This is a genomic window from Pseudoalteromonas sp. SR43-7 (assembly GCF_014163785.1).
Taxonomy (GTDB): domain Bacteria; phylum Pseudomonadota; class Gammaproteobacteria; order Enterobacterales; family Alteromonadaceae; genus Pseudoalteromonas; species Pseudoalteromonas distincta.
The window spans coordinates 124,639-137,073 of the sequence record NZ_JACJDY010000005.1 but is presented as its reverse complement, the minus strand read 5'-3'; the positions used below and the strand labels follow the sequence as shown (position 1 = coordinate 137,073).

Genomic DNA, 12,435 nt, shown 5'->3' with positions numbered 1-12,435 from the left:
AGAGTGTTTATAGCCCTAGTAAATCAAACGCCTGCGCTGTGCTTAGGGTTTTGATTTTACCAAGGCAGCATTGTCCTTCATTTAATAAGTAAGCTGTAACAAGCTGTGCTAGTTGCTCGCCATTCAATTTAGGGCAAACAGTGCCTTGTAAATTAAGGTAGTCACCTTGCTTGTTAAGTACTCGCACATCGCTTAGCTCACTTTGCGTAACGCTGTGCAAGCACTCTTGTTGCTCTTGTTGGTTATGGGCTATCTCAAGCTCATTATAAATAACCAATAATTGTGGGTAGCTGTTTAACATGGCCCGTTAGCCTACGGTTACTTCATAAGACGTAAATTTACGTATATTAATAACGCCTTTTTCAAAGATTAAGTACTGACCTTTAATACCTTGTAAAACACCACTTACAACAGGGTCTTTATCAAAGTTAAATGAGCTGATTTTTGTTGGGTATTCGGTTACTGGAAAGTTTAAATCAACCACATCTTCATCAAGTTGCTCTATTGCTGTTGCGCCAAATAATTCACTGAGCTCGTTTAGCTTTTCACTAATTTGTGGGATCAGCTCGGCTGCCGCTGCCTTTAAGTCAATTGCGTCGTTTTGACCTTTTAGCATATTGCGCCAATTAGTTTTGTCGGCAATAAATTCAGCCAATGCAACTTCTACTAAACCAGATTGCAGGCGAGTTTGCACTTTAAAAATAGGTAATGCCTGAGTGGCGCCTTGATCAACCCAGCGAGTCGGTATTTGTGTGTGGCGGGTAATACCTACTTTTAATCCAGAGGTGTTAGCGAGATATACATAGTGTGGGATCATGCAGTTTTCTTCGCCCCACTGCGGCTCTCGGCAAGTGCCTTGATCGTAGTGGCAGGTTTCTGGTTTCATTATGCACATATCGCAACTAGCAAGCTTTCGCATACATACAAAACAGTGACCTTGAGAGTAGCTTTTTTTGGTTTTTTTACCGCAGTTAGAACATAAAATAGTGCCACTAAAGGTAAGCGTAAGCTCCTTACCTATAAATGCATTTAAGTCTACTAAGTGCTCACCCACAGGTAGGTGATATTGTACTGGTTCGGTTAAGCTCGATTTTAGTTTACGCAGTGTGCCTTGCATCTTTACTTGGCCCCTAAAGATGTTAAAAAGAGGAGTCTAACATTTTTAAGCTATATTGGCTTTTTAAGAAGTGTAAATAGTCGGTGTAAGGCAGTGCTTTTGCGTATAAATAACCTTGGGCGGAATCAGCGTTCATATCTTTGAGCAAGTGATGGATTTCTTGGGTTTCTACCCCCTCAATTGTTATTGATAAATTGAGGTTATGCGCCATATCAATGGCTGTTTGTACAATAACTTGGTGAGTTGGGTTGTTAGGCAAATCAAAAACAAATGACTTATCTATTTTAAGCTCACTAAAGTGATAATTAACTAAGTAGCTAAGTGACGCGTAGCCTGTCCCAAAGTCATCCAGTACCACTTTAATACCTAATGCGGTTAACTCATCAACTAACTTTATAAGTGCATCTTGACTGTCTACAAAGGCCGATTCGGTTAGTTCAAATTTAAGTAAGTGTGCCGGCACTTGGTATTTAATTAAAATATTTTCTACTTTTTCGGCTAAGTTATTTATGGTTAAGTTTTTAGCACTTAAATTTACGCTAATTGTGTGCTCGTTATAGCCATTTTTTGTAAGCTCAACTATGTCTTTACAAGCTTGCTCTATTACCCACAGTGTTAGCTCGTTAATAATACCTGTGTGTTCAGCAAGTGTTATTAGCTCTTCAATTGATAAGTTGCTGTAAGTTGGGTCGGGCCAACGTAATAAAGCTTCAGCACCACTTACGTGGTTACTTAATAAGTTTATTTGAGGTTGGTAATAAAGCGCCAGTTGATTTGTTTTGATTGCTTGTTGCAGCTTAGCGGCTAGAGCAACGTCCATCATCAGATTATTACCGTTTGACGATGACCCAACTTGATTAACGCTACCTTTTGCTTTTTTAAGCGCTAAATAACCACGCTTTAACCAATATTCAAAGTCGTTAGTCTTGCCTGCACTACTAATACCTATACTGTAACTAAGCTGCAGGTTTAGCCCTTTAATTTCATATTGTTTTGGTAGGCTACTAATTATTTTAGTCAGTAGTGCTTCTAGCATTTCTTGGTTTTGTGTTTTTGTAGAAATACAGGCAAATACACCACTGCTTAAATCGGCTAAGCGAGGACTGGTGTTTAAATCTGTTTCGAGGTTTGTAAATTCACGTTCATGGCTGAGTTCTAATTCAAGCTCTTTGGCTATATGCTTTATAAGTGTGTAGCCCTGAGTAGAGGTAATAATCGTATTGAGTGAATTAAAGTGACGTATTTTTATTAAACACAACGTTGTTGAGCGGTTTTGGCTCTGTAGTGCCATAAATGCTTGTTTTAGCTTGGAGCTATTAAGTAATCGTGTTTGTTGTGTATGCGTGGCATGATAAAGCGCACGTTCTCGCTGATACCTTACCCTGTCTGCTAATGCCATCGCCATTAAAATAACCTCACACAAAATAGCGACTAAAAAGGCATGGCGGGTTGCAAAGGTATACGGTAAAACGCCAGTGAGTTCCATGGGTTGAATTGCCGCACCAAAAATTAGCGGTATCCATGATAAAACATAAAACTTAGCCCACCTAAAACCACTGCGTAACTTGTTATATATTAAAATAATACAAGTAATATAAAGCAGTACCATTACACCAAAAAATATAGGAGCCGCTATATTTTCAGGAATAAACAAGCTACATACAGCAAGAGTAAACATAAGCCAAAGTAGAGCTATGCTCATTTTGTAACGCCAACATTTATCTTTATGATAGCGCAAAAACATGGTGCAAAAAGCAAGGGTGAAAAAGGCGACCCCATAATTACTAAATACAATTTGTTCGTGAATAAAGAGCTGCCATTGCTTAGGCCATAAATAAAAACCAAAGCCCAGTACTGCACCCATTAGCGTAATAGCGCTGACGATGTAGCCAATATAAATTAAATAAACACGGTCTTTTATACCAAAATAAAGCACCAAGTTGTAAAGCGCAGCCATCAATAGCACGCCTACAAAAATACCCCAGATCCCAGTTTGAGATCGCACTAAGTCAATAAACTCTTTATCACGATACAAGTTTACAGGTGTTTTACTTATGCCGATTGTGTCTATTTTTATTACTAGGCGTTGTGATGATTTTCTTTCTACTAAAAAGCGAATATGCGGTACGCTGTATTCAAATAAAGAGAGGGCTTCTTCTTTATCGCCGAGTTTGTATGTTTCAATTAGTTTGTTATTTTTATCGAGGCGATAAACCGTAAGGTGATCGACCATAGGGTTGTCAAAATGTGCTACAACATTTTGCTTGTTAAGACTTTTATTTTCTAAATCAAGAAACAACCAATAATTTTGTTGGCTAAAGCTCCATGGAACATCTGAAAATGGTTGATGAGTAAGTAATTCAGGTTGGTTAATGATGGTATCGAATGTTTTAGTTTTGGTTTCGTCAATATAGTAGGCGTAATCGAGGTACATTGGAGCCGTTTTATCAATTGTATATCGTGTAGGCACGACTAAGTTTGATGCCAATGTACTGATTATAAAAAATATAAAAATCAGTATGGCAACAGCAATTGCATGGTAACGTAAAGTTCTTAGTTCCAACGTTAATTTACTTTTAAAAAACCTTTTAATTAGTGTAGCACTAAAAAAGCGCAGGGAAACTGCGCTTTTTTAGTTAAATTAATTGGTTATACCAATGAATAGGTATTATAGGCTATTGCTCGCGTGCAATAGCACGGTAAGCTATATCTGTACGATATTCCATACCATCCCAGCTAATTTGTTTAACAAGCTCATAGGCGCGTTGCTGCGCTTGCGTAACAGTGTTACCAAGTGCTGTTGCGCATAATACGCGACCGCCTGCGGTTACAACGTCATTGCCACTTTGTTTAGTACCCGCATGAAACACTTTTTCACCTGCAGGGTAATCCACTTTTAGCCCCGAAATAGCGTCACCTTTAGGGTAATCACCAGGGTAGCCTTTAGCGGCAAGTACAACACCAACGGCTGCGCGTGGGTCAAACTCAATTGTTGTTTTATCAAGTTCTACACGGTTAGCAGCTTCAATCAATTCAACCAAATCTGATTGCAAACGTAGCATCATTGGTTGAGTTTCAGGATCGCCAAAGCGACAATTGTACTCAATTACTTTAGGGGTGCCTGTTTCGTCAATCATTAAACCTGCATATAAAAAGCCGGTGTACGGATGGCCTTCGCTTGCCATGCCTTCTACCGTAGGGTAGATCACTTCGTTCATAATACGCTGGTGGATTTCATCAGTAACAACTGGTGCAGGTGAGTATGCACCCATGCCACCCGTGTTAGGACCCGCATCGCCATTGTAAGCGCGTTTATGATCTTGGCTGGTTGCAAATGGTAATACGTTTTTACCATCAACCATTACGATGAAAGACGCTTCTTCACCGTCTAAAAACTCTTCAATAACAACACGACTTCCCGCATCGCCAAAAGCATTACCCGCAAGCATATCGCGAATCGCTTCTTCGGCATCGGCCTCCGTCATGGCTACAATTACGCCTTTACCCGCAGCCAAACCATCTGCTTTTACAACAATTGGCGCGCCTTTCTCTTTTAAATAAGCAAGGGCAGGCTCAATTTGTTCAAACGTTTGGTAGTCGCCCGTTGGGATTTTATGACGTGCTAAAAAGTCTTTAGTAAACGATTTCGAACCTTCAAGCTGAGCTGCGCCCGCCGTTGGTCCAAAAATAGCCATGTTATGTTCACGAAACTTATCAACAACACCCAGTACTAACGGTATTTCTGGACCTACAATAGTAAGCTCTACCTTATTTTGCTGTGCAAAATTAAGTAAACCATCTAAGTCGTCAACGTTTATTGCTACGTTTTCAAGTTTTGGTTCAAGTGCAGTACCTGCATTACCAGGGGCTACAAATACAGTATTTACTTTGGTGTTTTGAGCGGCTTTAAACGCAAGTGCGTGTTCGCGGCCGCCGCTGCCAATGACTAAAACATTCATGGCGAAAATTCCTATTTAAAGCGGTTTCTTAAATTTCAGCGTCATGCGGTCGCTTTCACCAATGGCTTTATATTTGTCAGCATCTTGTTCGCCGAGTCTTAAGCTTGGTGGTAGCGTCCATACACCTTTAGGGTGATCGGCTGTATCTTTTGGATTTGCATTTATTTCACTGCTTGCTACTAATTCAAACCCAGCTTGTTCAGCAAGGTCTACTACGTAGCTCTGCTTCATATAACCTGATGTTTTTTGATCTTCATCAGCACGTTCTTCAGCTAAACGGTGTTCAACTAAACCTAATGTACCACCTGGTTTAAGGGCTTTATAAAAAGCTTGGAATGCACTTAATGCACCGCTTTTATCTTTGCCCATATACCAGTTATGTACATTACGAAATGTTAAAACCATATCGGCACTGCCAGCTGGCGCAATATCTAAATGTGTTACAGGTGCAAATTCAGTAATTTTAACGCTACTAAAGCGCTCATCTTCAGCTACTTTTTGTTTAAAGCCTGCAAGAGAGCGCTGGTAGTAGCCAACTGATGAATCAGCAGGAAAGTGCGCGGCATAATAAGTGCCTTGCTCTTTTAATGCTGGCGCTAAAATTTCACTATACCAACCACCACCGGGTGCAATTTCAACAACTGTCATGGTTGGTTTAAAGCCAAAAAATGCAAGTGTTTGAGCTGGGTGACGATATTCATCACGAGCGCTGTTTTTAGCATTGCGTTCGCTTGATTGAAGTGCATGTTCAAGGCTTGATTCGTGGTTATGGCTAAGCGCCATAGTCGATGTCATTGTTAGTGTGGCTACAAGTAGCGATTTTAGCGCAAATTTCATTGTTTGTTCCTTCACATTATAATTTTAAATAGGTTATTGAATAATCAGAATACGTGAATTTATAGCAAACAAAAAGGGTTAAACCAACGTTTAACCCTTTGTGTGATTAGTGGCGGAAATGGCGCATACCAGTTAGTACCATTGCCATGCCAGCTTCATCAGCAGCTGCAATCACTTCTTCATCACGCATTGAGCCACCAGGCTGAATTACCGCTGTAATGCCAGCGGCTGCGGCTGCGTCAATGCCATCACGGAATGGGAAGAATGCGTCAGACGCCATAACTGAACCTTTAACTTCAAGGTTTTCGTCTGCTGCTTTTATACCTGCAATTTTAGCTGAGTATACGCGGCTCATTTGGCCTGCGCCCACACCAATGGTCATACCGTCACGGGCATAAACAATTGCGTTTGATTTAACAAATTTAGCTACTTTCCAGCAAAACAGTAAATCTTTAAGTTCTTGCTCAGAAGGCTGGCGCTTAGAAACAACTTTTAAGTCGCCTTGCGTTACCATGCCTAAGTCGCGGTCTTGAACTAAAATACCGCCGTTAACGCGTTTAATATCTTGGCCTGCGGCTTTACCTGTCCACTGTCCACACTCTAATAGGCGCACGTTCTTTTTAGCTTCAACAATTTTTGCAGCGTCGCTCGAAATACTAGGTGCAATAATTACTTCAACAAACTGACGGTCAACAATTGCTTGAGCAGTTGCTGCATCTAGCTCTCGGTTAAAGGCAATAATGCCACCAAATGCTGATGTAGGGTCTGTTTTAAAAGCGCGCTCGTATGCTTGTAGAATATTGCTCCCAATTGAAACACCACACGGATTAGCATGTTTTACAATTACGCACGCAGGTACGTCAAATTCTTTAACACATTCAAGTGCTGCATCGGTATCTGCAATGTTGTTAAACGAAAGGGCCTTACCTTGCAATTGAGTTGCTGTTGCAACTGATGCTTCAGCAATGTCATTTTCAACATAAAAAGCAGCATCTTGATGTGAGTTTTCACCGTAACGCATATCTTGCTTTTTAGTGAACTGCATATTGATAGTACGTGGGAATTTAGTCTCTACAGCAGCTTCCTCGGTGTAATCAGGCACCATTTTACCGAAGTAGTTAGCAATCATGCCATCGTATTGTGCTGTGTGCTCGTAGGCGGCAATCGCTAAATCAAAACGTGTTTTGTACGTTGTTGAACCATTGTTGTTTTGCATTTCACTAATAACACGGTCGTAGTCGCTTGCGTTTACCACGATTGTTACATCTTTGTGGTTTTTAGCTGCTGCACGAACCATTGTAGGGCCGCCAATATCAATATTTTCAATGGCATCTTCAAGGCTGCAGTTTTCTTGAGCGACTGTATTCGCAAAGGGGTATAAGTTAACTACAACTATGTCGATAGCAGAAATGTTGTTATCTGCCATTACGCTTTCATCTTGTCCGCGACGGGCTAATATGCCGCCGTGAATTTTTGGGTGAAGAGTTTTTACGCGACCATCCATGATTTCAGGGTGGCCTGTGTGATCTGATACTTCAGTCACTTTTATGGCGTTATCAGCAAGTAGTTTACATGTGCCGCCAGTTGATAAAATATCAACGCCTTGCGCTTCAAGTGCGCGGGCAAATTCAACAATACCGGTTTTATCAGACACACTTAATAGTGCGCGACGAATGGGACGATGAGTATCCATTGTAGTTTGATTTCCTCAGTTAATGAGCTAGCTTAGAAGCGGGCATTTTAACTGATTACTACTCAAAAAACGACTTATAAAGGCTCAATAAGCGTGAGCATTTTGCAATTTAGTTAATAAACTGTAGGCATAAAAAAAGCACCCTAAGGTGCTTTTTTAATAATTAGCTGTGATAATTCACAGCCAGCATATTAGTTCATGCCGTATTTTTTAAGCTTTTTACGTAAAGTACCACGGTTGATACCTAGTAAAATTGCTGCACGAGTTTGGTTACCACGTGTATATGTCATTACTTCTTCAAGTAATGGCGCTTCTAGCTCTGAAAGAACAAGGTCGTAAACATCTTGCACATCTTGACCGTTAAGCTGCTTTAAATAGTGGTGAACAGCTTTTTTTACTGCATCACGCAATGGCTGCGGTTTCTCGTGTGACTGAACATGAGGGTTAGTGATAAATGGAGAAGTCACGTTTTGTTCGAACATTATTAAGTCTCTTTCTTTCTTAGTTAGCTGCTAGTGTTTTAAAGTATTGCTCTAATGCGACGACCTGTGCCTGTGGGTTGTCGAGCGCATTAAATACTCGCCTAAACTGACCATCACTGTCATGGGTTTGCAAATACCAAGATACATGTTTGCGAGCAATTCGCGCTCCCATTGGCTCACCGTAAAACATATGGAGGTTTGTTAAATGCTCCATTAATATACTGCGCACCTCTGCAATAGCAGGCGGCTGTAAATGTTCCCCAGTTCGCAAATAGTGGTCTATCTCCCTAAATATCCAAGGGCGACCTTGGGCGGCTCGGCCAATCATAATGGCATCTGCACCCGTATAGTCTAAAACCTGTTTTGCTTTTTCTGGTGATGTAATATCACCATTGGCAACAACAGGAATCGACACTGAACGTTTTATATCCCTAATCGTGGCGTACTCAGCATCACCTTTGTACATACATGCGCGCGTACGCCCATGTACAGCAAGTGATGCAATGCCATAACGTTCAGCTATTCTCGCAATCTCTACACCATTACGGTTATCCGGATCCCATCCTGTACGGATTTTAAGTGTTACAGGTATATCTACAGCGTTAACGACTGCATCAATAATCTCTTCCACAAGTTCAGGAAACTGTAATAAGGCAGAGCCTGCGAGTTTCTTGTTCACTTTTTTTGCTGGGCACCCCATATTGATATCTATGATCTGTGCACCATTAGCAACATTGAATTGTGCGGCCTGCGCCATAAGCTCAGGATCTGCTCCTGCAATTTGCACCGCGCGTATACCCGACTCACCGCTGTGATCCATACGGTTCATCGACTTTTCTGTTTTCCAAACCTTAGGATTTGACGATAGCATTTCAGACACAGCTAAGCCCGCACCTAAGCGTCGACAAAGTTGTCTAAATGGTCTGTCTGTAATGCCTGCCATTGGCGCGACAATTACATTATTCTCAAGTTGGTATTTACCGATACGCACTATATTCAATAGGCCTCTTTTCAAGGGGCGCTAAGTTTACGGTTTTTTTCACAAAAATCAAAGGCTATAAATTGAACAAAAGTAACTTTTTTTTGCCCTTTTCGTATTGACATTTGATAACCACATGACAAGTAGGTTGATTTGTTTGAAATTCATACAGATTTTATTTTTTACAAGATAACTAGAAAATTTTTTGATATGTAAAAAAATAGTAAAGCCTGTTAAATACAGGCTTTACATGCATGTTTTGAGTTAATGCTCTAGATTTGATTGTTCGATTTATTACGCTTTTTTAGTGCCACTTACTCGAGTCCAATCACCTTCAACGGCAATGTCATCTAGTTCAATAAACGGTGCATAAATGTCAGCAACCGATTGTGCTTGTTCTTCTAAAATACCTGACATGGCAATTTTACCACCTGGCTTTAATAACCCTAAAATCACACTATGTAATTCGCGAAGTGGCTGGGCTAAAATATTAGCCACTACTATATCTGCACTAAACTCAGGTTGGTTTTCTGGAAGGTATACTTCGAGTTTGTCTGCAACACCATTTCGGTTCGCGTTATCAAGGCTTGCTTCAAGCGCTTGAGGGTCAATATCTATCCCAATCATACGCTCTGCACCTAGTTTTATAGCTGCAATACCTAAAATGCCTGAACCACAACCAAAATCAACAACCGTTTTACCCGTCAGATCTTGGCTTTCTAACCATTTAAGGCACAAGGCCGTTGTTGCATGTGTGCCCGTGCCAAAAGCAAGGCCAGGGTCTAGCAATACATTTACAGCATCAGGGTCAGGAATATCGCGCCAGCTTGGGCAAATCCATAGTTTTTCGCCAAACTGAATAGGGTGGAAGTTATCCATCCATTCACGTTCCCAGTCTTTATCTTCAAGTTGCTCGATTTTGTATACTAAATTGTCTTTTAGCTCCTCATGGCGCTTTAATAACGCAACGACTGCGTTCATATCATGATTAGCTTCGAACAAGCCAATAACTGTGGTATCAGCCCAGAACACAACGGTGCCAATTTTAGGCTCGTAGATAGGGGTGTCTTTTGCGTCAATAAAGGTTACTGAAGCACTACCAGCTTCCATTAATAGATCGCTTACGGCATCAGCTGTTGCAGCATTGGCATTAATACGAATTTGGATCCAAGCCATGGTTATTTCCTTCAAATAGAAAAAAGGCCGCTATAGCGGCCTTTTTGGTTTATATAGTAGCGCTAAATTATTTAGCGTCTAAAAAGCTTTTCAGTAAATCTGAGCGAGAAGGGTGGCGTAATTTACGCAGCGCTTTCGCTTCTATTTGACGAATACGTTCACGTGTTACGTCAAACTGTTTACCTACTTCTTCTAAGGTGTGGTCGGTATTCATATCAATACCAAAACGCATACGTAGTACTTTAGCTTCACGAGCTGTTAAGCCTGCAAGTACGTCGTTAGTTGCGCCACGAAGAGACTCCATTGTTGCCGAATCGATTGGCGAATCAATAGTGGTATCTTCGATAAAGTCACCTAAGTGAGAATCTTCATCATCACCGATTGGTGTTTCCATTGAAATTGGCTCTTTAGCAATCTTAAGTACCTTACGGATTTTATCCTCAGGCATCATCATGCGTTCTGCTAATTCTTCTGGATTTGGCTCACGACCCATTTCTTGTAACATTTGACGAGAGATACGGTTAAGTTTATTAATCGTTTCAATCATATGTACAGGGATACGGATTGTTCTTGCTTGGTCAGCAATAGAGCGTGTGATTGCTTGACGTATCCACCACGTAGCATAAGTAGAGAACTTATAACCACGGCGATATTCAAACTTATCAACCGCTTTCATCAGACCAATGTTACCTTCTTGGATTAAATCTAAGAATTGTAAGCCACGGTTTGTGTATTTTTTAGCAATTGAGATTACAAGACGTAAGTTAGCTTCAACCATTTCTTTTTTCGCACGGCGTGCTTTCGCTTCACCTATGCTCATTCGACGGTTGATGTCTTTAATACGCTCAATGCTTAAACCTGTTGTTTGTTCAATAACAGATAATTTATTAATGCTACGAATGATTTCTGGCTTAACTTCTTCAAGTTTAGCTGAATACTTTTCGTTACCTGAAATTTCTAAATCAACCCAAGAAGCGTCAGTTTCGTTATTAGCAAAATGCTTAACGAATGTTTTCTTTGGTAATTTAGCAATTTGAACAGCTTGCTTCATGATTAGGCGTTCTTGAACACGAACACGATCCATCATTTCACGCATGTTATTTACCATGCGGTCAAACTGTTTAGGTATTAATTTAAATGTTCTGAAAAGCTCACCAATTTCAAAAATGGCTGCTTGTGATTCAGGATGCGAACGACCTTTAGCTTCAAACGTATCACGTGCTTTATTATATAAATCACGTAAATTTTCAAAATGAATACGAGCTTCTTCAGGATCTGGCCCTGTGTCTATCTCTTCTTCATCTTCATCATCATCGCTATCAGCATCATCTTTGTCATCTTTATCGTCGTCCTCAAGTTGCTTAGCACTTAATTCTGAACCGATGTTAGTTGCTGAAATTGGCGCTGTATCTTCATTAGGATCGATAAAGCCAACGATAATATCGCTTAAACGCATTTCTTCAGCTTCAAACTTATCCCACTGCTCTAGTAGGTAAGTGATTGCTTCAGGGTACTCTGCAACAGAAATCTGTACTTGATTAATGCCTTCTTCAATACGTTTAGCGATTACAATTTCGCCTTCGCGTGTAAGAAGTTCAACAGTACCCATTTCACGCATGTACATGCGAACTGGATCCGTTGTACGGCCAATTTCTTTTTCTACAGTCGCAAGGGCTGCAGCGGCAGCTTCAGCTGCGTCTTCGTCTGTCGTTGTTTCTTGCATCATTAATTCATCAGCATCAGGCGCGTTTTCGCTAACCTTGATACCCATGTCATTAATCATGCTTATGATATCTTCTACTTGATCTGAGTCTATAATGTCTTGTGGAAGGTGATCATTTACTTCTGCAAAAGTTAAGTAGCCTTGCTCTTTACCTTTCTGAATCAGAAGTTTTAATTGTGACTGAGGAGTTGGATCCATAGAGATTGTTTCTTCCACTCTGATAAGTTGATACAACAGGCGCCATCATGTAGCTTGCATTAAAGCTAACTAGAATAATGTGACGCAGTGAATAGCACAGTATAACAGTTTAAATCAATTTTGACTAGGGTCTGTTGGTCTTTCAGGATTAAAGTTTGTTCTATCCAAGGGTGGTTTAATCGCGGCGCGAGGTTTGTAACCTAGTGAGCTAAGTAAAAACCGAGCAACAAAGAGTAAACCTCCCTTTGGTCGAACCCAAAGGGCAGCGCGT

Annotated in this window: 10 protein-coding genes; all 10 read right to left on the bottom strand. The window is 40.6% G+C overall.

Translation table 11 applies throughout. From position 1 onward, the window contains the following. Window positions 1-7: 7 nt before the first annotated feature. Window positions 8-301, bottom strand: a complete 294-nt coding sequence (locus tag H5087_RS05820; RefSeq protein WP_002957811.1) for a hypothetical protein — start codon at window positions 299-301, stop codon at window positions 8-10. Window positions 302-307: 6 nt separating this feature from the next. Beyond that, window positions 308-1,117, bottom strand: a complete 810-nt coding sequence (locus H5087_RS05815; RefSeq protein ID WP_024597548.1) for a DUF2797 domain-containing protein — start codon at window positions 1,115-1,117, stop codon at window positions 308-310. Between the two features lie 22 nt (window positions 1,118-1,139). Further along, the gene (locus H5087_RS05810; RefSeq protein ID WP_182671441.1) at window positions 1,140-3,680 is read right to left on the bottom strand and encodes an EAL domain-containing protein; all 2,541 of its coding nucleotides are present in this window, start codon (window positions 3,678-3,680) and stop codon (window positions 1,140-1,142) included. A 112-nt stretch (window positions 3,681-3,792) separates the two neighbouring features. Beyond that, the gene (purD, locus tag H5087_RS05805) at window positions 3,793-5,076 is read right to left on the bottom strand and encodes a phosphoribosylamine--glycine ligase (protein WP_165744701.1); all 1,284 of its coding nucleotides are present in this window, start codon (window positions 5,074-5,076) and stop codon (window positions 3,793-3,795) included. A 15-nt stretch (window positions 5,077-5,091) separates the two neighbouring features. Then, on the bottom strand, window positions 5,092-5,913 hold the full coding sequence (locus H5087_RS05800; RefSeq protein WP_182671440.1) for a class I SAM-dependent methyltransferase: 822 nt from the start codon (window positions 5,911-5,913) through the stop codon (window positions 5,092-5,094). A gap of 106 nt (window positions 5,914-6,019) precedes the next feature. Further along, complete coding sequence (purH, locus tag H5087_RS05795; RefSeq protein ID WP_182671439.1) at window positions 6,020-7,606, bottom strand: bifunctional phosphoribosylaminoimidazolecarboxamide formyltransferase/IMP cyclohydrolase; 1,587 nt, start codon at window positions 7,604-7,606, stop codon at window positions 6,020-6,022. Window positions 7,607-7,797: 191 nt separating this feature from the next. Then, the gene (gene fis / locus H5087_RS05790; protein ID WP_002957804.1) at window positions 7,798-8,088 is read right to left on the bottom strand and encodes a DNA-binding transcriptional regulator Fis; all 291 of its coding nucleotides are present in this window, start codon (window positions 8,086-8,088) and stop codon (window positions 7,798-7,800) included. A gap of 19 nt (window positions 8,089-8,107) precedes the next feature. After that, window positions 8,108-9,079 (bottom strand): tRNA dihydrouridine synthase DusB, encoded by a 972-nt coding sequence (dusB, locus tag H5087_RS05785; protein WP_024603689.1) that lies wholly within the window; start codon window positions 9,077-9,079, stop codon window positions 8,108-8,110. A 282-nt stretch (window positions 9,080-9,361) separates the two neighbouring features. Beyond that, window positions 9,362-10,243 carry a 50S ribosomal protein L11 methyltransferase gene (gene prmA / locus H5087_RS05780; RefSeq protein ID WP_182671438.1) on the bottom strand — a complete coding sequence of 294 codons (882 nt, stop codon included), beginning with the start codon at window positions 10,241-10,243 and terminating at the stop codon, window positions 9,362-9,364. A 67-nt stretch (window positions 10,244-10,310) separates the two neighbouring features. Beyond that, on the bottom strand, window positions 10,311-12,164 hold the full coding sequence (gene rpoD / locus H5087_RS05775) for an RNA polymerase sigma factor RpoD (protein WP_182671437.1): 1,854 nt from the start codon (window positions 12,162-12,164) through the stop codon (window positions 10,311-10,313). Window positions 12,165-12,435: the final 271 nt, after the last annotated feature.

Excerpts from the sequence above, each read along its gene's own strand:
- H5087_RS05800 (WP_182671440.1), bottom strand. The coding sequence starts at position 5,913 with ATGAAATTTGCGCTAAAATCGCTACTTGTAGCCACACTAACAATGACA.
- rpoD (WP_182671437.1), bottom strand. The coding sequence starts at position 12,164 with ATGGATCCAACTCCTCAGTCACAATTAAAACTTCTGATTCAGAAAGGT.
- H5087_RS05815 (WP_024597548.1), bottom strand. The coding sequence starts at position 1,117 with ATGCAAGGCACACTGCGTAAACTAAAATCGAGCTTAACCGAACCAGTA.
- purD (WP_165744701.1), bottom strand. The coding sequence starts at position 5,076 with ATGAATGTTTTAGTCATTGGCAGCGGCGGCCGCGAACACGCACTTGCG.
- purH (WP_182671439.1), bottom strand. The coding sequence starts at position 7,606 with ATGGATACTCATCGTCCCATTCGTCGCGCACTATTAAGTGTGTCTGAT.
- H5087_RS05820 (WP_002957811.1), bottom strand. The coding sequence starts at position 301 with ATGTTAAACAGCTACCCACAATTATTGGTTATTTATAATGAGCTTGAG.
- prmA (WP_182671438.1), bottom strand. The coding sequence starts at position 10,243 with ATGGCTTGGATCCAAATTCGTATTAATGCCAATGCTGCAACAGCTGAT.
- fis (WP_002957804.1), bottom strand. The coding sequence starts at position 8,088 with ATGTTCGAACAAAACGTGACTTCTCCATTTATCACTAACCCTCATGTT.